Below are 24255 nucleotides of genomic sequence, written 5' to 3' on the forward strand. Positions count from 1 at the left end.
CTCAAATCGCCCAGCCGGAATGAAGCGCCGCGATGCCGCCGGTGTAATTGCGATAGTCGACACGCGAGAAGCCGGCCTCGCGGATCATTTCCGCGAAGCGTTCCTGATTGGGGAACTTGCGGATCGATTCCACCAGATAGCGGTAGGGCTCGCCGTCTCCGGTGACGAAACGGCCGATGGTCGGAATCGCGTTGAAGGAGAAGGCGTCATAGACCCGGTCGAGCCCGGCGACGTCGACCTGGCTGAACTCGAGGCAGAGGAACCGGCCGCCGCGCTTCAGCACCCGGCGCGCCTCGCTCAGCGCCTTGTCGATCCGCGGCACATTGCGAATTCCGAAGGCGATCGTGTAGGCGTCGAAGGATCGGTCGGGAAAGGGCAGGTCCTCGGCATTTCCCTCGATGAAGGTGAGCCGCTCGCCGAGCCCGGCAGCTTCCGCGCGTTCGCGGCCGACGGCCAGCATCGAGCCGTTGATGTCGCACACGACGGCTTCGGTGCGCGCCCCGCTGCGGTTGACGATGCGCGTGGCGATGTCGCCGGTGCCGCCCGCCACATCCAGCACCTTGTAGGCGCGCGCGTCGCTGCGCGGGGGGGCGAGGACAGAAATCATCGCATCCTTCCACACCCGGTGCATGCCGGCTGACATGAGGTCGTTCATCAGGTCATAGCGACGCGCCACCTGATGGAAGACGTCGTTGACGAGAGGCTGCTTGGCGCCTTCCGAAACGTTGCGGAAGCCGAAGCTCGTCGCCATCTCGGGCCCTTGCGTGCGTGCCCGATCCGATCCTGTGCTGCCGGTCATGTCCGTCTCCGTTTCGCTTGCGCGCGCTGGTCGCGTTCGGTTGTTGCCTTACAGCATTTTCGCAGGCAGGTCACGGTCACAGCGCCCGCCTGCACGGGCATGCGGCAATCGGTCGGGGGAGGGGGTGCCATTGACGAAAGACGGTGCGGCTGCAAAGACCGTCTGGGCGGCGCTGCCGCGATTTCACTGACCCTGGAGAAACGCGGAATGCCTGAACTTCCCGAGGTGGAAACGGTCCGGCGCGGCCTTGCGCCGGTCTTCGAGAACGCCGAGATTCTCGGGCTGGACCTCGCCCGCCCGGACTTGCGCTTTCCCTTCCCCGAGCGGTTCGCCGAGCGCGTCGCCGGGCGCCGGGTGCTTTCGCTCGGACGGCGCGCCAAGTACCTGCTTGCCGATCTCGACGATGGCGAGGTGATTGTCGCCCATCTCGGCATGTCGGGCGCCTTTCGCATCGAGACGGACGGCGAGGCCGTGGGAGGCGAGGCGGAAACCGTCGCCGCGCACGCCTTTGTCTATCCGCGCTCGCAAGCCCGGGCCCATGACCATGTCGTCTTCCGCCTGAAGGCCGCCGCCGGCGGTGTGCCGATGCGCATCGTCTACAATGATCCGCGCCGTTTCGGCTTCATGACCATGGTTCGCCGCGAGGCGATCGCCAGCCACCCCTATTTCAGGAACCTCGGAGTCGAACCGGCCGGAAACGCGCTCGACGGAGATCTGCTGGCCCGGCTTTTTGCCGGCAAGGCGGCGCCGCTGAAGGCCGCGCTTCTCGATCAGCGCCTGGTCGCCGGGCTCGGCAACATCTACGTCTGCGAGGCCCTTTACCGTGCCGGCCTGTCGCCGGTGGCGCCGGCCGGCACGATCGCCACGAAGGCGGGGCGGGCGAGTGTGCGCGCCGAAAGGCTGGCGGACGCCATCCGCTCGGTCATCGACGAGGCGATCGCCGCCGGCGGCTCGACCCTGCGCGACCATCGCCAGGCCAATGGCGAGCTTGGCTATTTCCAGCATTCCTTCTCCGTCTATGGCCGCGAGGGAGAACCGTGCCGCACGCCTGGCTGCGGCGCCGCCGTCGCGCGCATCGTCCAGAGCGGGCGCTCGACCTTCCACTGCCCGCGCTGCCAGAAATAGCAGTCGGGCGGCGTGGCAACCCCTGCGGGCTGCCGGTGGCGGGAGGAATGCCCGGTTGCGGGGGGCTGTCGCTTCGGCTACGCCTTGATCCCGGAAGGCGGCGCGGCCGAAACGCGCATTGCCAGTCTCTCGGGGGAGGTCCCATGGGATACGAGAATATTCAGGTCGAGAAGCGTGGTCGGGTTGCCCTGATCACCCTGCATCGTCCCAAAGCACTGAACGCTCTCAACTCGCAGCTCATCGCCGAACTGAACGAAGCGCTGGCGCAGTATGAGAAGGACGACAAGATCGGTTGCGTGGTTCTGACCGGATCGGAGAAGGCCTTTGCGGCCGGTGCCGACATCAAGGAAATGAGCTCGCTCTCCTATATCGAAGCCTACACCAAGGACTTCATCACCTCCTGGGATCAGGTGTCGCGCTTCCGCAAGCCGATCATCGCTGCCGTCGCCGGCTACGCGCTGGGCGGCGGCTGCGAACTTGCGATGATGTGCGATTTCATCCTCGCCGGGGAGAATGCCAAGTTCGGCCAGCCCGAGATCACCCTCGGCGTGATGCCGGGTGCCGGCGGCACCCAGCGCCTCACCCGCTTCGTCGGCAAGTCGAAGGCGATGGAGATGTGCCTGACCGGGCGCATGATGGACGCCGAGGAGGCCGAGCGCTCCGGGCTTGTGAGCCGGGTCGTGCCGGTCGCGGACCTGGTCGACGAGGCGCTGCGGGTGGCGGAAAAGATCGCCGACTTCTCGATGCCGATCACGATGATGACCAAGGAAAGCGTCAATCGCTCCTATGAGACGACGCTCGCCGAGGGCGTGCGTTTCGAGCGCCGCGTGTTCCACTCCATGTTCGCGTCCGAGGATCAAAGCGAGGGCATGACCGCCTTCGTCGAGAAGCGTGCGCCCCAGTTCAAGAACCGCTGAACAGGTCGTCCGTGTCGATCCCCGAAAAACTGCGAGTTTCACGTTGACGGGGCGAGGGGCGGCGATTATAAACCTCATCGACCGGTGGCGGCTCGTTCCGCCGCCGCTTTCGTTTGACTGGGACAGCCGCGGTTGTCGAGATGTCGGCGAGCGGACTGTTCACATAACCGATCAGGAACCACCATGGCCAACACCCCTTCGGCCAAGAAGGCGGCGCGGAAGATCCAGCGTCGCACGGCCATCAACAAGGCCCGCCGCAGCCGGGTGCGCTCGCACCTGCGCAAGGTCGAGGAAGCGATTGCTTCCGGCGATCACTCTGCAGCGGGCGAAGCACTCAAGGTTGCGCAGCCGGAGCTGATGCGCGCTGTTACCAAGGGCGTCTTCCATCGCAACACTGCGTCCCGGAAGATCTCCCGCCTTAACGCGCGGGTGAAGGCGCTGAGTGCCTGACGAGATCCGTTTCAGGATCTGTTGCGAGCTACAGAACCCGGCCTTTTGGTCGGGTTTTTCTTTAGCCGCCGTACTCATGCGCGGCGCCCATCCGACTAATAATTAGGCATGATTCGAGAAATTGCCGCGGTCGGCCTCATGGCACGAAAATCTTATTAAAAACAATAATCTAGCGTCATGTTGGAAGGCTCGAGCGGATTGTCTTCGCCGTTGGCGCTTGTCAAGATTGATGGGTAAAAATTTTTTTTCGTGCACAGCAAATTGGGTATTCACGCCTCTTCCGTCGGCAAAACACGTTGAGTCAAAACGCCTTCCAAACGGCTCCGCCGGGCATTCCCTTGCGGCGGCTTCGGCCTGCGGCGGAGCGGCCTTGCGAAATGGCGAGAGTCCATGTTGCGGGCCGCATGGCCCCTGTGTATGGTCTCTTCATCAGGCGCCCGCCTGACTAAATCGGAAAACAAAAACGACAGGGCCTCTTGTAGAGCGATGGTATATTTGCGCCAAAATATGGTGTTGGACAGATATAGGCGCTTTGTGCCAGGCGGCTTTGTCGCTTCCACTGTTTCTTCCGTCGAGAGACTTTGTACTCTTGAGTAAAGAGTAGCGAAATCCGGCAAATCGCAGGCATGAATAGCTGTCGATGAAGATCGGCGGTGAGGGAAGTTCTTGTCTGTTGCCATGTGATGTCGTGTCGGCGCGGCTTGCGGCCTTTGGCCCCAGGTGAGCTCCGACGCCGCCGGTGGGCGGAGTGGTGAGAGCGCTGTCGATGGCACAAATCGGCGGTTCCAGGGTGGTCGCGCCGACACAGTCCGGCTGTGGGGTGAAGAAGACGGGATTGAGGGGCTTGACGATGGGAGCACAATCGACTTTCTGTGCCGCTCCGGCGCGATGGGGTGGTGGGCGCAAGGCGCTCTGACCCCGACCGCGCCAGCCGCTCACGGCATCGCCGGGAGCGGGTTCTCAAAAATCAATCGAGGGTTCCGCATTCTCGCGAGCCTGCGGTTGCGAGGCGGAAGACGCCGGCGCAATACCGACAGGCCAGCAGATGCCGGAAGACGAAACGGGACGCATTCGCTTGCGCCCCGGAGCAGGGCTTTTGCGTCCCGTCCGCCCGGCGGTCGGGAACGCGACAACGGTCAAAAGGCCGAACAACAAAAGACCGGTCTTACGACCGGATAACAGGACAAAAGCCACGGGCGCTGCGGCGGCGGACGGTTCCGTGGGTTTTTTGGAGGCGATCACGATGAACTTGCAGGAACTGCCGGCACCCGAGACCGCAGGCATCGACCAATGGACCCGCGTCAAGAAGCGGCTGCGCGCCGAACTTGGCGAGGATGTCTTCAGCAGCTGGTTCGCCCGCGTTGATCTCGAGGATCACATCGATGGCACGGTGCGCCTTTCCGTGCCGACCCGGTTCCTCAAGCAGTGGATCCAGTCGCATTACCGCGATCGCCTCATGGGGCTGTGGCAGCGCGAGTGCGAGGATGTGCACCGCATCGAGCTGACCGTTCGCGGTGCCGTGCGCGCCCGTCCGGCAAGCGTTGCGGCGGCCCGCACCGCCGCCGCGCGTCCGGCGTCCGCGCCGGTGAAGATCGTCGACAACACTTTCGCCGCCAAGGGTGAGCCGCGCCAGAGCGCGGCCGGCCAGGCCATGACGCCCTCCGCCGCTCAGGGCATGCGTGAGAGCGAGGACAGCCTGGAGGGCGCCGCGCTCGATCCGAAGTACACCTTCACCTCCTTCGTCGAGGGCGAGTCCAACGCGCTTGCGCTGGCCGCTGCCCGCCAGGTGGCGACCGCCGCAAGCGTCACCTTCAATCCCTTCTACGTTCATGCGTCGGTCGGCCTCGGCAAGACGCATCTGATGCAGGCGATCGCCAGCGCCGCCAAGGCGGCCGGGCGCAAGGTGCTCTATCTGACCGCCGAGCATTTCATGTATCGCTTCGTGGCCGCGCTCAAGGCGCAGTCGGCGCTCGCCTTCAAGGACACGCTGCGCAAGATCGATCTGCTGCTGATCGATGACATGCAGTTCCTGCACGGCAAGCAGGTTCAGCAGGAGTTCTGCCACACGCTCAATGCGCTGATCGACGGCGCGCGTCAGGTGGTGGTCGCCGCCGATCGTCCGCCGGCGGATCTGGAGACGCTCGACGAGCGCATGCGCTCGCGCCTTGCCGGCGGCCTGGTTGTCGCCATCTCCGAGCCGGACTTCGGGCTGCGCCGCGCCATCCTGACCAGCCGCATCGACGTCGCGCGCCGCAATCATCCCGGCTTCGCGGTGCCCGAGACCGTGCTTGACTACGTCGCCCGCAACGTCGGCAATTCCGGCCGCGATCTGGAAGGCGCGCTCAACCGGCTGATGGCGCACAACCAGCTGACCAGCCAGCCCATCACCCAGGAGATGGCAGAGACCACGCTGCGCGATCTGGTGCGCAACACCGAGCCGCGCCGGGTCAAGATCGAGGAGATCCAGCGGGTCGTCTCGAAGCACTACAACGTCTCGAAGGCGGATCTTCTGTCTGCCCGGCGCACCCGCACCATCGTGCGTCCGCGCCAGATCGCGATGTATCTCGCCAAGATGATGACGCCGCGCTCCCTGCCGGAGATCGGCCGCCGCTTCGGCAACCGCGACCACACCACCGTGTTGCACGCGGTGCGCAAGATCGAGGATCTGGCGCGCAACGACGCGGCGCTGGCGCAGGAGCTCGATCTGCTGAAGCGGATGCTCGACAGCTGATCGGCGCATGCCGGCGGGCGAGGCGTGCCTCGCCCCCGCAATCCACCATCCAGGCGGGGCCGGAACGGGTGCGAACCGTGTCCGGCCTCTTGCATTTTGATGTTTCACGGGGCAGTGTCATCGCCCATTTCGCAGTCGCGTAACTTCGCGTGATTTCCGGCTTTCGTGCCCTTTTTCTCGACAATGGACGACGCAATGAAAGTGACTCTTGAGCGGACCGACCTCCTGAAGTCCCTGACCCATGTTCACCGTGTCGTCGAACGCCGCAACACGATCCCGATCCTGTCGAATGTCCTGCTGCGCTGCGAAGGCGGCCAGCTGCTGCTGAAGGCGACGGACCTCGATCTGGAGATTTCCGAGCGCGTCGCCGCGCTCGTCGAGCAGCCCGGCGGCACCACCGTGCCGGCGCACATGATCTACGACATCGTGCGCAAGCTGCCCGAGGGTGCGCAGGTGGCGCTCGAGACATCGTCGGACAACGCCACTCTGGAAATCCGCGCCGGGCGCTCGCGCTTTGCGCTGCAGATGCTGCCCGAGGCGGATTATCCCGACATCACCGCCGGCGAGTTCACCCACGGCTTCACGCTGCCGGCGTCCGACCTGCGCGGCATCATCGACGCCACCCAGTTCGCGATCTCCACCGAGGAAACGCGCTACTATCTCAACGGCATCTATCTGCACGCGGTGGCGGGCGAGGACGGCGACCGGCTGCGCGGCGTCGCCACCGACGGCCACCGTCTGGCCCGTGCCGAGGTGCCGGCTCCCGCGGGTGCCATGGGCATGCCCGGCGTCATCGTGCCGCGCAAGACCGTCGGCGAGATCCAGAAGTTGCTCGAGGCGCCGGACGCCGAGACGCGCGTCGAGATCTCCGACACCAAGATCCGCATCACCACGGGCGATGTCGTCCTGACCTCGAAGCTGATCGACGGCACCTTCCCGGATTACGGCCGGGTCATCCCGCAGAACAACGACAAGGAAATGCTTGTCGACCGGGACGAGTTCAAGGCCGCGGTCGACCGCGTCTCGACGATCTCCTCCGAGCGCGGCCGCGCTGTGAAGCTCGCCATGTCCGAGGGGCGGATGATCCTGACCGTGGTCAACCCGGATTCCGGTTCCGCGACCGAGGAACTGGCGATCGACTATGATGCGGATCCGCTCGAGATCGGCTTCAACTCGCGCTACCTGCTGGAGATCACCGGCCAGCTTCGCGGCGACACGGCCACATTCCGTTTCGCCGATGCCGGCGCGCCGACGCTGATCCAGGACAAGGGGTCGCTGGACACGCTTTACGTTCTGATGCCGATGCGCGTCTGACGTCGCGGCGACAGCGAGATCCCATGCGACGGGCAGGCCCGGCCGGGCGACCGGGCGGGCCGCCACAGGAAGGCGACACCGCGATGAGCGAGCCGGTGCGGGTTGCGCTCCGCAGCCTCAACCTGTCCAATTTCCGCAATTACGAAAGCCTCTCCCTGCGTCTCGGCGCGGGGCTCGTCGCGTTTGTCGGCGCCAATGGCGCTGGCAAGACCAACCTGCTTGAGGCGGTGTCGCTGCTGACCGCCGGTCGCGGCCTGCGACGGGCGCAGCTTGACGACATCATCCGCAAGGGCGGCGAAGGCGGCTTCGCGGTGTCGGCAAGGCTCGAGGGTCCGGCGGGCGAGACGCGCCTTGGCGTCGGCCACGGGCCGCAGGACACCGGCCGGCGCGTGCGCATCGACGGCGAGGACGTGCGCGGCTCCGACCGGCTTCTCGACTATCTGCGGGTGCTCTGGCTGCTGCCGGCGATGGACGGGCTCTTCACCGGGCCGGCGGGCGACCGGCGGCGCTTTCTCGACCGTCTGGTGCTCGCGGTTGATCCGGGTCACGGTCGGCGGGTGGCGGATCTGGAGAAGGTCCTGCGCGCGCGCAACCGACTGCTCGACGAAGGCGGGGCTGCAGGCTTTCTCGATGCGCTGGAGGCACAGCTCGCGCCGCTGGCGATTTCCGTCAGCTATGCCCGGCGTGAGACGGTGTCGCTTCTCGCCGCCCGCATCATCGCCCAGGCGGAACTCGGACTGCCGTTTCCGCAGGCCGGCGTCGTGCTTTCCGGCGCCTTCGAGGAGGAGGCCGAGGGCCTGGCCGCCGGAGACCTGGAGGACCGCTACCGCGAGGCGCTGGCGGCTTCGCGCCACAGGGACCGCGCCGCCGGGCGCACGCTCATGGGGCCGCATCGCTCCGACCTCGTGGTCACCCACCTGGCCAAGGACATGCCGGCGGCCATGGCCTCGACCGGGGAACAGAAGGCGTTGCTGATCGGCCTCATTCTGGCGCATGCGGACGTGACGGCGCGAACCGCCGGCATGACGCCGCTGCTGCTCCTCGACGAGGTGGCCGCCCATCTCGACCCGGACCGCCGCCGGGCGCTGTTCGCCAGGCTGCACGACCTCTCCCTGCAGGTGCTGATGACCGGCACCGATCCGCAGCTTTTCGCCGATCTTCCGGCGGGAAGCATGCTTCTACATGTCGCCAATGCCGGCGTTTCGGAGTATGGTGCCGGCTGATCGTTTCAAGGTTCCTTCCCGCATGGATCTCGCTCCTCTTCTGTTCTTCGCCGGCGCCCTTTTCGTGGCCGCCGTCATTCCCGGTCCGGGCGTCGCCGCCATCGTCGCGCGCGTGCTTGCGCGCGGTCGCGAGGGCGCTGCCGCCTTCTGCTTCGGCATCGTCATTGGCGATCTGGTCTGGCTCGGCTTTGCCGTGGCCGGACTTGCCGTCGTCGCCAAGGCGTTCGGCACGGTTTTCCTGCTGGTGAAATATCTGGGAGCTGCCTATCTCGTCTGGCTTGCCTGGAAGATGTGGCGCGCCCCGGCGGCCGGCATTCGCACCGATGTGCCCGCGGGACCGCGCGAGAGCGACCTGCGCCTCACGCTGGCCGGTCTTGCGCTGACGCTCGGCAACCCCAAGACCATGGTCTTCTATCTGGCGCTGCTGCCCAACATCATCGCGCTCGAGACGGTGACAGTGCTTGGCTATCTCGAGCTTAGCCTGGTCACCTTCTCGGTGCTGGCGGTGGTGCTCGGCGGCTATTGCGTGGCGGCCGAGCGGGCACGCAAACTCTTTGCCAGCCCGCGCGCGGTGCGCCTTTTGAACCGCGGTGCCGGAACCATGATGGCGGGCGCGGCGGTGGCGATCGCCGCGCGCTAAAAAATGCCCGAAAGCCGTGCGACAAGCAAAGCACGGGTTCGCCTTTGGCGCCGCGCGCGAGGCGCGGCGGCGATCCCGCAGGGGCGTGCGGAAACCCGCGGCCAGGACGCTTCGTGACGGTTGGTTGAACGTGCCGTTCAACCCCGTATAACAGTCTGACACCCGAGACCCAGCGAGCATCTGATTCGAATGAGTGACACACCGATGACCGGCGAGCCCAATCCGCAATCGTCCGAGGGCGCCGACGAATACGGCGCCGGCTCGATCAAGGTCCTGAAGGGGCTCGACGCGGTGCGCAAGCGCCCGGGCATGTATATCGGCGACACCGATGACGGCTCGGGCCTCCACCATATGGTCTATGAGGTCGTCGACAATGCCATCGACGAGGCGCTGGCCGGTCACGCCGACCGTGTGACCGTGACGCTGAACGCCGATGGCTCGGTGACCGTGACCGACAACGGGCGCGGCATTCCAACCGACCTGCATCCGGAAGAGGGCGTCTCGGCGGCCGAGGTCATCATGACCCAGCTTCATGCCGGCGGTAAGTTCGACCAGAACTCCTACAAGGTGTCGGGCGGCCTGCACGGCGTTGGCGTGTCCGTCGTCAACGCGCTGTCGACCTGGCTCGACCTGCGGATTTGGCGCAACGGGTTCGAGCATAAGATGCGGTTTTACGACGGCGACGCAGCGGCGCCGCTCGCCGTCGTCGGCCCGAGCGAGGGGCGCAAGGGCACCGAAGTGACCTTCCTGCCGTCGCCGGCGACCTTCACCAGGATCGAGTTCGACTTCGGCACGCTCGAGCATCGGCTGCGCGAACTCGCCTTCCTCAATTCCGGCGTGCGGATTCTGCTGACCGACCGTCGTGGCGTCGAGGAGAATGCCGTCGAGCTCTTCTATGAGGGCGGTCTGGAAGCCTTCGTGCGCTATCTCGACCGGGCCAAGCATCCGCTGATCGAGGCGCCGGTGACGATGAGCGTCGAGCGCGACGGGATCACCGTCGAGGCGGCGATGTGGTGGAACGACAGCTATCACGAGCAGGTTCTGTGCTTCACCAACAACATCCCGCAGCGCGATGGCGGCACCCATCTGGCCGGCTTCCGTGGCGCGCTGACGCGACAGGTGACGAGCTATGCCGAACAGTCGGGCCTGCTCAAGAAGGAAAAGGTCTCGCTGACCGGCGATGACTGCCGCGAGGGGCTTACCTGCGTGCTGTCGGTCAAGGTGCCGGATCCGAAGTTCTCGTCGCAGACCAAGGACAAGCTCGTGTCCTCCGAGGTTCGCCCGGTGGTCGAGAGCGCGATCAGCCAGGCGCTGTCGGAGTGGCTGGAGGAAAATCCGGCCCCTGCGCGTATCCTCGTTTCCAAGGTGGTGGAAGCCGCGAGCGCCCGCGAGGCCGCCCGCAAGGCGCGTGAGCTGACCCGTCGCAAGGGCGCGCTCGACGTCGCCTCGCTGCCGGGCAAGCTTGCCGACTGCCAGGAGCGCGATCCGTCCAAGGCCGAACTTTTCCTGGTCGAGGGCGATTCGGCTGGCGGATCCGCCAAGCAGGGACGCAGCCGTGAGAATCAGGCGATCCTGCCGCTGCGCGGCAAGATCCTCAACGTCGAGCGGGCCCGCTTCGACAAGATGCTCTCCTCCAACGAGATCGGCACGCTGATCACGGCGCTTGGCACTGGCATCGGCAAGGAGGAGTTTAACCTCGCGAAGCTGCGCTACCACAAGATCATCATCATGACGGACGCCGACGTCGACGGCGCCCACATCCGCACGCTGCTGCTGACCTTCTTCTTCCGCCAGATGCCGGATCTGATCGAGCAGGGCTATATCTATATCGCCCAGCCGCCGCTCTATAAGGTGAAGCGCGGCAACTCCGAGCAGTACCTGAAGGATCAGGAGGCGCTGGAGCGCTACCTGATCGACGGCGGACTTGAAGAAAGCGCGCTGACGCTGGCAAACGGCGAAGTGCGCACCGGAGCCGATCTGCACGACGTGGTCGAGCGCGCCCGCCAGGTGGCCTATGTGCTCGACGGCCTGCACGCGCGCTACGACCGTGACGTGGTGGAGCAGGCGGCGATTGCCGGCGCGCTCAACGACGAGGTGCTGCGCGACCGCGAAAAGGCCAATGACGCCGCGGCTTATATCGCCCGGCGTCTCGACATTCTCGCCGATGATTTCGAGCGTGGCTGGGTCGGCAAGGTGCTGGAAAACGGCGACCTCGAATTCGAGCGCACCGTGCGCGGCGTCAAGGAGGTCTCGACCATCGACGCGGCGCTTCTGGGCTCCTCCGATGCCCGCAAGCTCGATGCCCGCACGACCCACCTGCAGGAGGTCTACGGCAAGGCCTCGACCTTGTCGCGCAAGGGCAACGAGATTGCCATCCGCGGCCCCAGGGCCTTGCTCCATGCTGTCTTCGCACAAGGGCGCAAGGGCATTTCCATGCAGCGCTACAAGGGCTTGGGCGAAATGAACGCCGAGCAGCTGTGGGAGACGACGCTCGATCCGAACGTTCGCTCGCTGCTGCAGGTGAAGATCCGCGAGGCCGATGCGGCCGATGACATCTTCACCAAGCTGATGGGCGACGATGTCGATCCGCGACGGACCTTCATCCAGGAAAATGCGCTCGCGGTGGCGAATCTCGACGTTTGATCGACCGAATGGCGGTCTTGCGCCGGAAATGGGGATTCTCCCTTTGACAACCACGGTCGTTCCCCCTATTAGGAGCGACCACGACATTCCTCGAAAACAAGCTGCAAGTAACGATGCCGACAATCAATCAGTTGGTTCGCCAGAACCGCAAGCCGTCCGTTAACAAGTCCAAGACGCCGTCGCTGGGTGGAAACCCCCAGAAGCGCGCAGTCTGCACGCGCGTCTACACGACGACCCCGCGTAAGCCGAACTCGGCTCTTCGTAAGGTCGCCCGTGTGCGCATGACCAACGGAAACGAAGTTACCGCCTACATCCCGGGCGAGGGTCACAACCTGCAGGAGCACTCTGTGGTGCTCGTGCGCGGCGGCGGCCCGAACGATCTTCCGGGCGTGCGCTACCGCGTGATCCGCGGCGTGCTCGACACCCAGGGCGTCAAGGATCGTAAGAAGCGTCGTTCGCTTTACGGCTCCAAGCGTCCGAAGTAAGCAGCGCCCGGGGCTGGCGCGCGGGGTCACTCCGCGCCGCCGCCCGATGCGCCGCAGCTTCGCATTCGTCGTGTGCGCGAGAACAATGCCCCTGGCCGTCGGCCGGGGGCATTTTTTGTGCGTTTTTGCGCGCCGGCATGGCTGCGAACGGCTTTTCGCGCTTCTTTTCTTGCAGAATTACGCAAAAGAAAACCGCCGGCACTAGGTGCGGCGGTTCTCGGAGCGTCTGAATCGTTCTTCGCCGATTGACGAAGGAGAAGGGTGTCAGGCGGCGATGCGCTTCTGGGCGCGGAAGGCGACCTGGCCACTCTCACGGCTGCGACGACGGTCTTCCGGGGAGATGTAGACGAGCGCGTGGTGCTCGTCGCAATAGGAGACGCCGGGAGCAACGCGGGAGCGGCACGGGAAGGTGTAGTCGCCACCTGTTCCCTCGGCCCACTTGCACTGTCCGGAGCGCGGCAAGCGAAGTTCGGTCATTGTCATACCTCTTGGAATGAGCGGGACGACCTTCCGAACGGCCTGTCGCTCTGAGAGCGCCAATGCATGGAGGGGGGCGAACCGCAAAAAAAGCCGGGCAGTGGATCTCGCCCGGCCGTCAAACACAGGTTTTATATAAGTGTCACATGGCCGCGAACCAAGCGCGAATCAGGCATGGGAGCCATGCTCATTTTGCAGTGCGGCATGTTGGTAAACGCAAGGCTTGCCGCCACCCGCACAACGGGTGAAGCGACGCGCCAGAGAGAGGTGACCGGCCTCAGCGTTCGCGTTCCTCGCGCAGGTTGGTGACGACGCGGCGGTTCTGGGCCTTGCATTCTTCCTCCGGGCAGGCGCGCACCTTGCGATCGGTGCCATAGCCCTTGGCCCAGAGCCTGTTTGCGGAAACCCCCTTGGAGACGAGATAGGCCATTGCCGCATCGGCCCGGCGGGTCGAGAGCGCGGTGTTGGCCGCGGCGCTGCCCGGATCGTCGGCGAAGCCCTGGATCTTGGCGAACCAGGAGCGGTTGGCCATGAGCCAGGCAGCCTGCTTGTCGAGGGTCATGCGCGCGGTCTCGTCGAGCTCGGCCGAGCCGGACTTGAAATAGCTGCGTCGACCGACATTGAGGATGAAGTCCTCCTCGCTGCCGGGCGAAAGATTGGCGAAACCGGCCACCGGCGCATTGGTGACATTGGGCGTCGCCGCCGTCTCCACGGTGTTGCAACCGGCGAGCAGCAGGGGAAGGGCGAACGTTGCGGCGATTGCGGCAAGCGTCCGGCGCGGCGTGGCTGGGATCACGGTCGAAGCTCCTTTGAGCGCATGTGCGAGGGCCGCTCGCCTGGCTTGTCGTTCAGCCATTCTGCGGCTTTGCGCCGAGGTGCTCGAGCACGGAAACCCGTGTTCCGACCGGGCAGCGCTGGTAGAGATCGACGATGTCTTCCGGGAACATGCGGATGCAGCCGGAGGAAACATCGGAGCCGATGCTCCAGGGTTCGAGCGTCCCGTGCAGCCGGTAGCCGGTGTCCCCGCCATCGTCGTTGTAGAGATACATGGCGCGGGGGCCGAGCGGGTTGTTGGCGGCTCCCCCTTCGACCAGACGGGGCAGGTCCGGCTGGCGCTTCAGCATGTCGGGTGGCGGCACCCAGCGCGGCCACAGCGCCTTGCGCTTGATCTGGGCGCGGCCGTACCACTTGAAGCCCTCGCGGCCGACGCCGACGCCGTAGCGCAGCGCGGTGTCGTTCTCCCAGATCCAGTAGAGGTAATGGTTGCGGGTATCGATGACGACGGTGCCGGGCGATTCATGCGACAGGTATTTCACCATCTGTCGGCGCCACTGGGGCTTGATCACGTCGAAATTGGTTGCCCGATAGGCAAAGCCGTTGTCGCTCAGCGAGCCGACGAACCATTTCGAGGCGGCGATTGCCGGCACGGGAAAACTGGCAAGCGCCGCAAGCGCCGCGCCGCCGGTCAGAATGCCTCGTCGCGTAAACGGGGTGGTCATGCCGTCTCTCCTCCTCCCGGCAAGGTCACCTCAGGTCGGCTGCCGAACGCCCAAGAGGATCCGTAGCCGCCGCACATGTCGGAAGCATTACGATGCAAATGCGGGAAAAGGTCAATCCTGCGCAGCAGCGGCGTCCACCGGCTCGGCGCCCGCCGCACGCAGCGCCTCGCGGGTGTCAAGGTCGAGGCGCGCGGCCTCGCCGACCTCCACCTCTACGACCATGCCGGCGTTCTCGCCGATGACGTGACGCGCGCCGATATCTCCCTCGAGGCGGGCAAGGGCGCTGAAGAAGGCCCGGTCCCAGAGCACCGGATTGCCGCGTCTGCCGCCAGCGGTGGCGACGACGACGGCGCGTCCCGCCTCCGGCCGATAGGCGGCGATCAGCCGGTCGAGCGTATGCGCGTCGATCCGCGGCATGTCGGCAAGCAGGACCATTGCGGCATCTGCGTCGGCAGGCAGCGCCTGGACCCCGGTGCGGATCGAGCCGGCCATTCCCTCCGCATGGTCGGGATTGTGAACGATGTCGACGTCGAGGCCGGCCAGCGCGTCGCGGATGTCCGCGTGCATGTGGCCGGTGACGACGATCAGCCGCGACAGGCTGCTTGCCAGTGCGTGCTCGGCGGCGATGCGCACGAGCGGGCGCCCGTCGATGCGCGCCAGCAGCTTGTTGACGCCCTCGGCCCGCCGCGACCTGCCCGCGGCAAGCAGGATGCCGGCGACCTTGCGCGGCTGCGGCACGGCCCTTGCCGTCTCCTCGCGCGGCTGGGGACGCGAGCCGATCTCCATCAGCAGCCCGCCGACACCCATCGACATGACGTCTTCCGGTGTGACCGGACAATCGGCCATCAGGCGGTCGAGCACCCAGTCGAAACCGTTCTCACTCGGGCTGCGGGCGCAACCCGGAGCGCCAATCACCGGCACCTTGCCGATCTCGCCGAGGAGCAGGAGGTTGCCCGGGTCGACGGGCATGCCGAAGTGGACGAGACGCCCGCCGGCCGCGCGAATCGCGGCCGGGATGACGTCGTCCCTGTCGACGATTGCCGAGGCGCCGAAAACCAGGATGAGGTCCGCCCCGCAGTGCGACAGCGCGCCGAGTGCCTCGGCAACGGCTCCGGTTTCATGCGCGACCCGGCGCTCGCTCGTCAGCGTCGAGCCCGACACGGCCAGGCGCGCCTCGGTGATGCGCCGCGTCTTGTCCATGACCGAGGGTTTGAGATGGGCAAGCACGGTCGCCACCATCGCGACCTTGCGCGGGCGGAAGGGAGCGACGCGCACGGCCCGCGCGGCCGCTGCCTCCACGGCGCGAACGGAGGTCTCGCCAACGGCGAAGGGAATGACCTTGGCGGTCGCCACCATGCGTCCGCGCGCCACGCGGGACCAGGCCGGCAGCGTCGCCAGGGTCAGCGCCGGGTCCACCCGGTTGACCGCGTCGACGGCCGCCTTGTCCACCACCAGGACGCCATCTGCGGCGGCCTGGAAATTGACCCGCCCGGTGAAAGGCGGCTCCAGCGTCAGGCCGCCGCCGTCGGCGGCGCGCGCCAGCCGTTCCGCCGCCCGGTCCTCGTGGCAGTCGTCGATCTCCAGGCGGGCAACGACGATCTCCTCGATGCCGGCCGCCAGCAGCCGCGCGATGTCATCTCCCGACAGCCGGCGCCCCTTCTTCAGGGCGCCATCGGCAAGGCGGATCGTGTGGGCGAGCAGGCAGTCCTCGCTCTCCCGGGTGGCGCGGGGTCCGAACTTCAAGGCCGGCGCTCCCCTCCCTTGCGCAGCGCGGCGATGACATTGGCAAGCACCGCGACTGCAATCTCGGCCGGCGATGCGGCACCGATATCGGCGCCGATGGGCGCGTCGATGCGCGCGAACGCGGCGTCCGTGACACCGGCCTCCAGCAGCCGCGTTCGGCGGGCGCCATGGGTCTTGCGGCTGCCGAGCGCGCCGACATAGAAGCAGTTCGCCTCCAGCGCGGCCTTCAGCGGGACGTCGTCGATCTTCGGGTCGTGGGTGAGGGCGGCAACGGCGGTGTAGGGATCGAGCGCCACATCGGCCAGAACATCCTCGGGCCATTCGGCAAGCAGACGCCCTCCGGCGAAGCGCTCGGGCGTGGCGAAGGCGGTGCGCGGATCGATGACCGTCACGTCGAAGCCGGCGATGCCGGCCATCGGCAGCAGCGCCTGGGCGATATGAACCGCGCCGATGAGCACGAGGCGTGGCGGCGGGACGCTGACCGTGAGGAATGCCCGGCTGCCGTCGGCGCCTTCGACGATGCCGGACTTGCCGGAGAGAAGCCGCGCCGAAATCTCCGTGCCAAAGGGATCGCTGGCCAGGTTGTCGATCAGGTCGTCGGCTTGCGTGACGATGCGCTGGCGACCGGCCGCGCCGGCCTCCAGCGGCGTGACAAGCACGACGGCGCGCCGGCCGCTGCGCGCCGCGTTGAAGCGCGAGAGAAGCTCGAGATCCATGCCTTAGCCCCTTCCGTCGTCGGCGGTGCCGGTGAGCGGCTCGACATAGACGCGGATGCGCCCGCCGCAGGACAGGCCGACGCGCCATGCGGTCTCGTCGGCGACACCGAACTCGAGCATGGCCGGAGTGCCGGTGGCGATGACGTCTTCGGCCTCCGCGACGACCGCGCCCTCGACGCAACCGCCGGAGACGGAGCCCTCGAAATCACCCTGGGCGTCGATGACGAGATGCGCCCCGACCGGGCGCGGGGCCGAGCCCCAGGTCTCGATCACGGTGGCCAGCGCGACGTTGCGGCCCTCGCGCGCCCAGGCCTCGGCAAGTGTCAGCGGATCGGCTGCGGCGGCATCGTTCTGCATGGTGCGGATCTCCGTTTCCCGCCCGAACTATAGGCCCCAAGTGGGGCGTCTGCACAGGCCCGGCAAGGACGGGAGCGGCGATGGCCAGGCAAGGGCCTGACAAGGGTGCTCAAAAGCAAGGGGCGGGCCCGTTGCCGGACCCGCCCCTCTTGAGGTCTCGCGGTGCCTGATTTACTCGGCAGCGGCAGCCAGCGTCGGGGCGGCGGCCAGCACCGTGCCGTCCACATGGCTCTCGAACTTGGCGAAGTTCGACACGAACATCTCCACCAGCTTGGCGGCCTGTCGGTCGTAGGCGTCCTTGTCCGCCCAGGTGGAGCGCGGATCGAGGATCATCGGATCGACGCCAGGCACGGCGACCGGCACGGCGAAGCCGAAGTTCGCGTCGGTGCGGCACTCTGCGTCACGCAGCGAGCCGTCGAGCGCGGCGCCAAGCAGCGCGCGGGTGGCGCGGATCGGCATGCGGTGGCCGGTGCCATAGGCGCCGCCCGTCCAGCCGGTGTTGACCAGCCAGCAGTCGACCTCATGCTCTGCGATCAGCGCGCGCAGCAGGTTGCCGTATTCGGAGGGGTGGCGCGGCATGAACGGTGCGCCGAAGCAGGTCGAGAATGTCGCCTGCGGCTCGGTCACGCCCTTCTCGGTGCCGGCAACCTTCGCGGTGTAGCCGGACAGGAAGTGATACATGGCCTGCGCCGGGGTGAGCTTGGCGATCGGCGGCAGCACGCCGAAGGCATCCGCCGTCAGCATGATGATGTTCTGCGGGCACGGCGCGCGGCCGGTCTCGCTGGCGTTCGAGATGAAGTCGATCGGGTAGGCGCAGCGCGTGTTCTCGGTCTTGGAGCCATCGTCGAAGTCGACCGCGCGGGTCGCGGGATCCATGACGACGTTCTCCAGCACGGTGCCGAAGCGCTGGGTGGTGGAGAAGATCTCCGGCTCGGCCTCGGCGGACAGCTTGATCGTCTTGGCGTAGCAGCCGCCCTCGAAGTTGAACACGCCCTCCGGTCCCCAGCCGTGCTCGTCGTCGCCGATGAGCGTGCGCGAGGGGTCGGCCGAAAGGGTGGTCTTGCCGGTGCCCGAGAGGCCAAAGAAGACCGCCGTGTCGCCATCGTCACCGACATTGGCCGAGCAGTGCATCGGCATGACGTTCTTCGCCGGCAGCAGGAAGTTCAGGAACGAGAAGACCGACTTCTTCATCTCGCCCGCATAGGAGGTGCCGCCGATCAGCACGATCTTGTTGGTGAAGTCGCAGGCGATGACGGTCTCGGTGCGGCAGCCGTGACGCTCGGGGTCGGCCTTGAAGCTCGGCAGGTCGATGATCGTCATCTCGGGCGAGAAGCCGGCGAGCTCGCTCGCCTGAGGGCGGATCAGCAGGTTGCGGATGAAGAGCGAGTGCCAGGCGTATTCGGTGAAGACGCGCACGCTCAGACGGTGGGCCGGGTCGGCGCCGCCGTAGAGATCCTGCGCGTAGAGCGACATGCCCTTGGCGTGGGCGATCATGTCCGCATGCAGCGTCGCAAAGGCTTCGGGCGTCATCGCGGCGGAATTGTCCCACCACACGCTGTCGCGGGTGGTGTCGTCGCACACGACGAACTTGTCCTTGGGCGAACGGCCCGTGTGCACGCCGGTTTCGACGACGAGCGCGCCGCCGGCGGCAAGCTCGCCCTCGCCCCGGCTCAGGGCATGCTCATAGAGCGCAGGTGCCGTGAGATTGTGATGAAGCTCGCCGAGCCCCGTCAGCCCGCCCGTGTCAACGGGAGCCGACTGCTGCCCTACGCCCTTGTCCGCCATGTTTCCTGGATCCCTGTTCGCTTCGCCGATGATGCGTTTGCATGTTCTTCCGGACGCGAGGTCGTCCGGTTTCTGCCGGACGCGAGATCGCCCGGAGTGCGTTGACCCCTCCGCACGGCATGGCCGTTCCGGATGTGGCAAGACAACGCTGTCCATCTTCGTTTTGAGCAAGGCGAACCTAGTGGATGGGATTTCTTTCAACAAGCGAAACGAAGCTGTCGAAGGGTGCCTTAAATCGATTTAGTGCCGGATTATCCTTGCAGGTATTATTTTACTTGGAAAACTAATCGGATCGGGAAGCCGGCTTGCGTGGAATATTCATTTCATCTGCGGCCGGCGGGGAGGCCTCGCAGCGGGCGCGGACGGCGGCTGAAAAGAGGAAGCCGCCGGACGCAAGGGACGGCGATCTCGGCCGTGAGATGTTCCTTCGGCACTTGTCAGCCCTTGTGCTCGCCATAATTTATGCGCAATTGCAACGCCAAGCCTGATACACCGCTTACTGACAGATGAATGGGGGCCCGGCCGGGACCATGCCGACGATCGCGCTAGTTGATGACGACCGCAATATTCTGACTTCCGTTTCGATCGCGCTGGAAAGCGAGGGCTATCGCGTCTTTACCTATACGGACGGATCTTCCGCACTCGACAGGCTGATCACGGATCCGCCCGACCTTGCGATCTTCGACATCAAGATGCCGCGCATGGACGGCATGGAGCTGCTGCGGCGGCTGCGCCAGAAGTCCGACCTGCCGGTGATCTTCCTGACGTCGAAGGACGACGAGATCGACGAGCTGTTCGGCCTCAAGATGGGCGCCGACGACTTCATCCGCAAACCCTTCTCCCAGCGTCTGCTGGTCGAGCGGGTCAAGGCGGTGCTGCGGCGGGTCCAGCCGCGCGACGCGGCCGCGGTGAAGCCGGAAAGCGACAAGCTTCTCGAGCGTGGCGACCTGGTCATGGACCAGGAGCGCCATACCTCCATGTGGAAAGGGCAGCCGGTCACCCTCACGGTCACCGAGTTCCTGATCCTCTATGCGCTCGCGCAGCGCCCGGGCGTCGTCAAGAGCCGCAACGCGCTGATGGACGCCGCCTATGACGACCAGGTCTATGTCGACGACCGCACCATCGACAGCCACATCAAGCGGCTGCGCAAGAAGTTCAAGATCGTCGACGACAGTTTCGACATGATCGAGACCCTCTACGGCGTCGGCTACCGGTTCCGCGAAGGCTGAACCGCGCCGTCCGGCGGGCCTCGCCGGCAGGTCTCGCCCGCGCGCCGCGCGCGGGCATGATGCGAGTGTGCCAGAGAAGAGCGCGAATGACGGCCGATTCTGAGACAGATGCGGGCGGCGACGGTCGGGCGCGGGCGACGACGGCGCCTGCCTCCGGCGAACGCCCGGCCGCGCTCAGGACGCTCGGCAGCCGCCGCGTCCGCCGCCGCCTCCTCGGCCGCATCGGCGGGCTGCTCGGTCCCTATCTGACCTCCTCGCTGACCCGGCGCATCCTCGTGCTCAATCTTGCCGGCCTGTGCGCCATGGTCGGCGGCATCCTCTATCTCAACCAGTTCCGCGCCGGCCTGATCGACGCGCGCGTGCAGAGCCTGCTCACCCAGGGCGAGATCATCGCCGGGGCCATCGCGGCCTCCGCGACCGTCGAGACCGACGGGCTGATGGTCGATCCCGAGCAGTTGCTCCAGCTTCAGGCGGGCGAAAGCATCTCGCCGACGGACTCCGGCCGGCTGACCGACTTCCCGATCAACCCGGAGCGCGTCGCGCCGGTCCTGCGGCGGTTGATCTCGCCGACGCGCACACGCGCGCGGATCTACGATCCCGAGGGCATCCTGATCCTCGATTCGCGCCATCTCTACGCACGCGGCCAGATCCTGCGCTTCGACCTGCCGCCGCCGACGGCGGAGGAGCCGGGCATCTGGGACCGCTTCTGGGCCGACGTGAAGCTGTGGTTCCGGCGTGGCGACCTGCCGCTCTACGAGGAGATCGGCGCGGGCAACGGCCGCGCCTATCCCGAGGTCGAGGCGGCGCTCGCCGGGTCGCCGGCCAGTGTCGTGCGCGTCTCGCCGCGCGGCGAGCTCATCGTTTCGGTCGCCGTGCCGGTTCAGCGCTTCCGCGCCGTGCTCGGCTCGCTGCTGCTGTCTACCCAGGGCGGTGATATCGACGCCATCGTGCGCGCCGAGCGCGTCGCCATCGTCCGCGTCTTCCTGGTGGCGGCGACCGTGACCATGGTGCTCTCGATCCTGCTCGCCGGCACCATTGCCGGCCCGGTGCGCCGTCTCGCCGCCGCGGCCGAACGGGTGCGCCGGGGCATCAAATCGCGCGAGGAGATCCCGCAGTTTTCCGAGCGCCGCGACGAGATCGGCCATCTGGCGCGGGCCCTGCGCGACATGACCAATGCGCTCTACAACCGCATGGACGCGATCGAATCCTTCGCCGCCGACGTGGCGCACGAGCTGAAAAACCCGCTCACCTCGCTGCGCAGCGCGGTGGAAACCCTGCCGCTTGCCCGCAAGCCGGAGGCACAGGCCCGGCTGATGGAGGTGATCCAGCACGACGTGCGCCGGCTCGACCGGCTGATCACCGACATTTCCGACGCCTCGCGGCTCGACGCCGAGCTGGCGCGGGCCGACGCCGGCCCGGTCGACGTGGCGACGCTGCTGCGCACCGTCAGCGATTTCGCCAATGAGCGCGCCGATGCTTCGGCGGCCCGCGTCGAGGTGGTGATCAAGCCCTCGCGCCGCGATCATCCCTACCGGGTGCTCGGCCACGACAGCCGTCTGGCGCAGGTCGTCAACAATCTGGTCGACAACGCCCGCTCCTTCTCGCCGGAGGGCGGCAAGGTGGTGATCTCGGCGGCGCGCACGGCCGATGCGGTGATCATCACGGTCGATGATCAGGGGCCGGGCATCCGCGAGGACCTGCGCGACCGCATCTTCGAGCGCTTCTATACCGACCGGCCGGAGGCGGAGGGCTTCGGCAACAATTCCGGCCTCGGCCTGTCGATCTCACGCCAGATCGTCGAGGCCCACCGCGGCACGATCTCGGTCGAGAACCGGGAGGAGACCGACCCGGACACGGGAGAGGCGAGGGTGCTGGGCGCCCGCTTCACGGTGACGCTGCCGGCGGAGAGGAAGTCGTGAGCAAGCCGGGCGCTCCGCCCGTCAGCGTGCACGGCACCTGCGTCCTCATCGGCGCCTCGGGCGTGCTGCTGCGCGGCGCCTCGGGGGCGGGCAAGTCCCGGATTGCCGACCTGCTGGTCAGCGCGGCACGCGGGCGCGGGCGCTTCGCCGCTCATGTGGCCGACGACAGGGTGGTGCTCCGCACCGGTGCGGGCCGGCTTCTGGCGGCCGCGCCGGAAGCGCTCGCCGGCCTTTGGGAACGGCGTGGCGAGGGCATCGTGCCCATTGTCGCGGAGCGTGCCGCGGTGCTGCGGCTCGTCGTCGACCTGCTGCCCGCGCAGGACATCGAGCGCCTTCCGCCGCCGGACGACCTTTCGGCGGAAATTCTCGGCATTCGCCTCGCGCGGCTGGTGTTTCCGGCATCGGATCCAGCTGGCGTCGCCCTGACAATTCTGTCAAGGCTTTGATCGGCAAGCGCTTTGCGGTGCACTTTGGCGCCATCTGGCGAAAAACCATGCAGAACGCGCCGATTTTCCTTGCACTGCAATGCAGGCTTGCGGACATTGGGCGCCCGGCCAGCGAATGGTCCGGTCGGTTCGGTTTTGCGTAAACAAATGCAGAGCCGCTCGTCCGGTCGCCGGGGGGCAGCGCGGCCGGCGTGAAAACAAACCCGGCGTGAAAATAAACAATGACGGACAGGGCATGATCGGACTCGTACTCGTCACTCACGGGCGCCTGGCGGAAGAGTTCAAGTCGGCACTGGAGCATGTCGTGGGACCGCAAGAGCAGATCGCGACGATCTGCATCGGCCCGGACGACGACATGGAGCAGCGCCGCCAGGACATTCTCGCCGCTGTCGAGGAGGTCAACGACGGCCAGGGCGTTGTGCTTCTCACCGACATGTTCGGCGGCACCCCGTCCAACCTCGCGATCTCGGTGATGGACGGGACCCAGATCGAGGTCATCGCGGGCGTGAACCTGCCGATGCTGATCAAGCTCGCCAGCGTGCGTGCCGACAGCGCGGTCGCTGCCGCCGTGGAGGAAGCTCGCAAGGCCGGTCAGAAGTACATTTCCGTCGCGAGCCAGGTTCTGTCCGGTCACGGCTGAACGAGACAGGAAGATGCCCCAAGCCGCAACCGAAACACCCGACCGCGAACTCGTCATCGTCAACCGACGGGGCTTGCACGCGCGTGCTTCCGCCAAGCTCGTCAAGCTGGTCGAAACCTTCGATGCCCAGGTGACCGTCACCAGGGACGGGCAGTCCGTCGGCGGCACCTCGATCATGGGTCTGATGATGCTTGCCGCCAGTCCGGGCTGCTGCATTCGTGTCAGCGCCTCCGGCCGCGAGGCCGATGCGGCGCTTGCCGCGATCGCCGAACTGGTCGAAGGCGGCTTCGGCGAGACCGACTGACCACGCGCCCCACGCCTTGGCTCCTTCTTCGATATCCTGGTGATGCCCTGGGGCTTGCGATGCTGGCCCTTGAACAGCGCTTTGAGAGACTGCTAGGGTCGCGCCGGGCACCGTCCCGAATGTCATTGCGCGCCGAGCCGCGCATTATCCGGGCTGCGGACGAGCCGGATCACTGTATCCCGCCGCCGATGGTCCGGCCCATTATCGGGCCCTTGCATGACTTCAACAGACCTTGCGACCGCACTCACATCCACCCGGTTCGGGCGGATTGCGGCGACCCTTCCCGTGTCCGACATGGCCCGCGCGCTGGCCTTCTACGAGCACGGCCTCGGCTTCGAGCGTGTTTTCCAGAATGGCGACCCGGTCGGCTTCGTCATTCTGAAACGCGATGATGCCGAAGTGCACCTGACGCTCCAGCCCGGGCACAAGCCGCCGGCCTTTGCCGTCGCGCACATGATGGTCGGGGATGTCGATGCCCTGCACGCCCTGGTGCGCTCCTTCGGCCTGCGCATCCTGAAGGGATTGAGAACCCACGACTACGGCCTGCGGGCCTTCGTCTTCGCGGATCCCGACGGGAATCGGATCGACGTGGCCGGACCGGTTCGGGACAGTTCGGCAAGTAGGACATAAAGAAATCTTTATATCCTTATTGCTTTGTATCGCATCCCGGCTTATAAGCCTGTCGGGGTTCCGGCGCCGGCCGGACCATGTTTCGTTCTGGCCGGTGTCAGGCGCAGCCGTCCGCCCTGGAGCTGGATGATGCGCCGCAAGATTGCCGCCTGCGGGTCGGGGGATCCGTGGCGGGGGCGAATG

Annotated in this window: 23 protein-coding genes; 15 read left to right on the plus strand and 8 right to left on the minus strand. The window is 66.5% G+C overall.

From position 1 onward, the window contains the following. Window position 1: 1 nt before the first annotated feature. Window positions 2–799 carry a bifunctional demethylmenaquinone methyltransferase/2-methoxy-6-polyprenyl-1,4-benzoquinol methylase UbiE gene (ubiE, locus tag ACN0WF_RS06090; protein WP_417771910.1) on the minus strand — a complete coding sequence of 266 codons (798 nt, stop codon included), beginning with the start codon at window positions 797–799 and terminating at the stop codon, window positions 2–4. Between the two features lie 207 nt (window positions 800–1006). On the opposite strand from ubiE, the gene mutM reads away from it, so the two are divergent. The 9 genes from mutM (at window position 1007) to rpsL (ending at window position 12327) form a co-directional block, all read left to right on the plus strand. Next, entirely contained in the window at window positions 1007–1924 is a 918-nt protein-coding gene (mutM, locus tag ACN0WF_RS06095) for a bifunctional DNA-formamidopyrimidine glycosylase/DNA-(apurinic or apyrimidinic site) lyase (RefSeq protein WP_417771911.1), read from the plus strand. A 143-nt stretch (window positions 1925–2067) separates the two neighbouring features. After that, window positions 2068–2841 carry an enoyl-CoA hydratase gene (locus tag ACN0WF_RS06100; protein ID WP_417771912.1) on the plus strand — a complete coding sequence of 258 codons (774 nt, stop codon included), beginning with the start codon at window positions 2068–2070 and terminating at the stop codon, window positions 2839–2841. Between the two features lie 183 nt (window positions 2842–3024). Next, window positions 3025–3291, plus strand: coding sequence for a 30S ribosomal protein S20 (gene rpsT / locus ACN0WF_RS06105; protein ID WP_417771913.1), 267 nt, complete (start codon window positions 3025–3027; stop codon window positions 3289–3291). A gap of 1243 nt (window positions 3292–4534) precedes the next feature. After that, entirely contained in the window at window positions 4535–6022 is a 1488-nt protein-coding gene (dnaA, locus tag ACN0WF_RS06110) for a chromosomal replication initiator protein DnaA (protein ID WP_417771914.1), read from the plus strand. 195 nt (window positions 6023–6217) lie between these two features. Continuing rightward, entirely contained in the window at window positions 6218–7336 is a 1119-nt protein-coding gene (gene dnaN / locus ACN0WF_RS06115) for a DNA polymerase III subunit beta (protein ID WP_417771915.1), read from the plus strand. A gap of 83 nt (window positions 7337–7419) precedes the next feature. After that, on the plus strand, window positions 7420–8559 hold the full coding sequence (gene recF, locus ACN0WF_RS06120; protein WP_417771916.1) for a DNA replication/repair protein RecF: 1140 nt from the start codon (window positions 7420–7422) through the stop codon (window positions 8557–8559). A gap of 22 nt (window positions 8560–8581) precedes the next feature. Further along, window positions 8582–9199 (plus strand): LysE family translocator, encoded by a 618-nt coding sequence (locus tag ACN0WF_RS06125; protein ID WP_417771917.1) that lies wholly within the window; start codon window positions 8582–8584, stop codon window positions 9197–9199. 189 nt (window positions 9200–9388) lie between these two features. Next, on the plus strand, window positions 9389–11842 hold the full coding sequence (gene gyrB, locus ACN0WF_RS06130; RefSeq protein ID WP_417771918.1) for a DNA topoisomerase (ATP-hydrolyzing) subunit B: 2454 nt from the start codon (window positions 9389–9391) through the stop codon (window positions 11840–11842). A gap of 113 nt (window positions 11843–11955) precedes the next feature. After that, a complete protein-coding gene (rpsL, locus tag ACN0WF_RS06135; protein ID WP_293719129.1) occupies window positions 11956–12327 on the plus strand; it encodes a 30S ribosomal protein S12 in 372 nt (123 codons plus the stop codon). 264 nt (window positions 12328–12591) lie between these two features. Here rpsL and ACN0WF_RS06140 read toward each other — a convergent pair whose 3' ends face one another. The 7 genes from ACN0WF_RS06140 to ACN0WF_RS06170 all read right to left on the minus strand — a co-directional run bounded on the left by ACN0WF_RS06140 (window position 12592) and on the right by ACN0WF_RS06170 (window position 18904). Beyond that, a complete protein-coding gene (locus tag ACN0WF_RS06140; protein WP_417771919.1) occupies window positions 12592–12804 on the minus strand; it encodes a hypothetical protein in 213 nt (70 codons plus the stop codon). Between the two features lie 277 nt (window positions 12805–13081). Continuing rightward, window positions 13082–13600: an OmpA family protein gene (locus ACN0WF_RS06145; RefSeq protein ID WP_417771920.1), complete on the minus strand. Its 519-nt coding sequence runs from the start codon at window positions 13598–13600 to the stop codon at window positions 13082–13084. A gap of 52 nt (window positions 13601–13652) precedes the next feature. Continuing rightward, entirely contained in the window at window positions 13653–14303 is a 651-nt protein-coding gene (locus ACN0WF_RS06150) for a L,D-transpeptidase (RefSeq protein WP_417771921.1), read from the minus strand. Window positions 14304–14414: 111 nt separating this feature from the next. Further along, the gene (locus ACN0WF_RS06155) at window positions 14415–16046 is read right to left on the minus strand and encodes an NTP transferase domain-containing protein (RefSeq protein ID WP_417771922.1); all 1632 of its coding nucleotides are present in this window, start codon (window positions 16044–16046) and stop codon (window positions 14415–14417) included. Then, window positions 16043–16762, minus strand: a complete 720-nt coding sequence (locus ACN0WF_RS06160) for an XdhC family protein (RefSeq protein WP_417771923.1) — start codon at window positions 16760–16762, stop codon at window positions 16043–16045. Before ACN0WF_RS06160 ends, ACN0WF_RS06155 begins: the two co-directional genes overlap by 4 nt. A 3-nt stretch (window positions 16763–16765) precedes the next feature. Continuing rightward, entirely contained in the window at window positions 16766–17119 is a 354-nt protein-coding gene (locus ACN0WF_RS06165; protein ID WP_417771924.1) for an XdhC family protein, read from the minus strand. Between the two features lie 171 nt (window positions 17120–17290). Beyond that, on the minus strand, window positions 17291–18904 hold the full coding sequence (locus ACN0WF_RS06170; protein ID WP_417771925.1) for a phosphoenolpyruvate carboxykinase: 1614 nt from the start codon (window positions 18902–18904) through the stop codon (window positions 17291–17293). Between the two features lie 530 nt (window positions 18905–19434). On the opposite strand from ACN0WF_RS06170, the gene ACN0WF_RS06175 reads away from it, so the two are divergent. The 6 genes from ACN0WF_RS06175 (at window position 19435) to ACN0WF_RS06200 (ending at window position 24072) form a co-directional block, all read left to right on the plus strand. Beyond that, window positions 19435–20133, plus strand: coding sequence for a response regulator transcription factor (locus tag ACN0WF_RS06175; protein WP_417771926.1), 699 nt, complete (start codon window positions 19435–19437; stop codon window positions 20131–20133). Between the two features lie 86 nt (window positions 20134–20219). Continuing rightward, the gene (locus ACN0WF_RS06180) at window positions 20220–22052 is read left to right on the plus strand and encodes a stimulus-sensing domain-containing protein (protein ID WP_417771927.1); all 1833 of its coding nucleotides are present in this window, start codon (window positions 20220–20222) and stop codon (window positions 22050–22052) included. Further along, window positions 22049–22498, plus strand: coding sequence for an HPr kinase/phosphorylase (locus ACN0WF_RS06185; protein WP_417771928.1), 450 nt, complete (start codon window positions 22049–22051; stop codon window positions 22496–22498). The genes ACN0WF_RS06180 and ACN0WF_RS06185 overlap by 4 nt, the downstream gene beginning before the upstream one ends. A 235-nt stretch (window positions 22499–22733) precedes the next feature. Continuing rightward, a complete protein-coding gene (locus ACN0WF_RS06190; protein ID WP_417771929.1) occupies window positions 22734–23138 on the plus strand; it encodes a PTS sugar transporter subunit IIA in 405 nt (134 codons plus the stop codon). 13 nt (window positions 23139–23151) lie between these two features. Continuing rightward, window positions 23152–23442 carry an HPr family phosphocarrier protein gene (locus ACN0WF_RS06195; protein WP_417771930.1) on the plus strand — a complete coding sequence of 97 codons (291 nt, stop codon included), beginning with the start codon at window positions 23152–23154 and terminating at the stop codon, window positions 23440–23442. A gap of 216 nt (window positions 23443–23658) precedes the next feature. Next, complete coding sequence (locus tag ACN0WF_RS06200) at window positions 23659–24072, plus strand: glyoxalase superfamily protein (protein ID WP_417771931.1); 414 nt, start codon at window positions 23659–23661, stop codon at window positions 24070–24072. Window positions 24073–24255: the final 183 nt, after the last annotated feature.

The organism is Stappia sp., assembly GCF_048268045.1.
In the GTDB taxonomy this organism is placed as follows: Bacteria; Pseudomonadota; Alphaproteobacteria; order Rhizobiales; family Stappiaceae; genus Stappia.

What these genes read in the sequence shown, in the direction of transcription:
- ubiE (WP_417771910.1), bottom strand. Translation starts at nt 799, where the DNA reads ATGACCGGCAGCACAGGATCGGATCGGGCACGCACGCAAGGGCCCGAG.
- mutM (WP_417771911.1), top strand. Translation starts at nt 1,007, where the DNA reads ATGCCTGAACTTCCCGAGGTGGAAACGGTCCGGCGCGGCCTTGCGCCG.
- ACN0WF_RS06100 (WP_417771912.1), top strand. Translation starts at nt 2,068, where the DNA reads ATGGGATACGAGAATATTCAGGTCGAGAAGCGTGGTCGGGTTGCCCTG.
- rpsT (WP_417771913.1), top strand. Translation starts at nt 3,025, where the DNA reads ATGGCCAACACCCCTTCGGCCAAGAAGGCGGCGCGGAAGATCCAGCGT.
- dnaA (WP_417771914.1), top strand. Translation starts at nt 4,535, where the DNA reads ATGAACTTGCAGGAACTGCCGGCACCCGAGACCGCAGGCATCGACCAA.
- dnaN (WP_417771915.1), top strand. Translation starts at nt 6,218, where the DNA reads ATGAAAGTGACTCTTGAGCGGACCGACCTCCTGAAGTCCCTGACCCAT.
- recF (WP_417771916.1), top strand. Translation starts at nt 7,420, where the DNA reads ATGAGCGAGCCGGTGCGGGTTGCGCTCCGCAGCCTCAACCTGTCCAAT.
- ACN0WF_RS06125 (WP_417771917.1), top strand. Translation starts at nt 8,582, where the DNA reads ATGGATCTCGCTCCTCTTCTGTTCTTCGCCGGCGCCCTTTTCGTGGCC.
- gyrB (WP_417771918.1), top strand. Translation starts at nt 9,389, where the DNA reads ATGAGTGACACACCGATGACCGGCGAGCCCAATCCGCAATCGTCCGAG.
- rpsL (WP_293719129.1), top strand. Translation starts at nt 11,956, where the DNA reads ATGCCGACAATCAATCAGTTGGTTCGCCAGAACCGCAAGCCGTCCGTT.
- ACN0WF_RS06140 (WP_417771919.1), bottom strand. Translation starts at nt 12,804, where the DNA reads ATGACCGAACTTCGCTTGCCGCGCTCCGGACAGTGCAAGTGGGCCGAG.
- ACN0WF_RS06150 (WP_417771921.1), bottom strand. Translation starts at nt 14,303, where the DNA reads ATGACCACCCCGTTTACGCGACGAGGCATTCTGACCGGCGGCGCGGCG.
- ACN0WF_RS06160 (WP_417771923.1), bottom strand. Translation starts at nt 16,762, where the DNA reads ATGGATCTCGAGCTTCTCTCGCGCTTCAACGCGGCGCGCAGCGGCCGG.
- ACN0WF_RS06165 (WP_417771924.1), bottom strand. Translation starts at nt 17,119, where the DNA reads ATGCAGAACGATGCCGCCGCAGCCGATCCGCTGACACTTGCCGAGGCC.
- ACN0WF_RS06170 (WP_417771925.1), bottom strand. Translation starts at nt 18,904, where the DNA reads ATGGCGGACAAGGGCGTAGGGCAGCAGTCGGCTCCCGTTGACACGGGC.
- ACN0WF_RS06175 (WP_417771926.1), top strand. Translation starts at nt 19,435, where the DNA reads ATGCCGACGATCGCGCTAGTTGATGACGACCGCAATATTCTGACTTCC.
- ACN0WF_RS06180 (WP_417771927.1), top strand. Translation starts at nt 20,220, where the DNA reads ATGACGGCCGATTCTGAGACAGATGCGGGCGGCGACGGTCGGGCGCGG.
- ACN0WF_RS06190 (WP_417771929.1), top strand. Translation starts at nt 22,734, where the DNA reads ATGATCGGACTCGTACTCGTCACTCACGGGCGCCTGGCGGAAGAGTTC.
- ACN0WF_RS06195 (WP_417771930.1), top strand. Translation starts at nt 23,152, where the DNA reads ATGCCCCAAGCCGCAACCGAAACACCCGACCGCGAACTCGTCATCGTC.
- ACN0WF_RS06200 (WP_417771931.1), top strand. Translation starts at nt 23,659, where the DNA reads ATGACTTCAACAGACCTTGCGACCGCACTCACATCCACCCGGTTCGGG.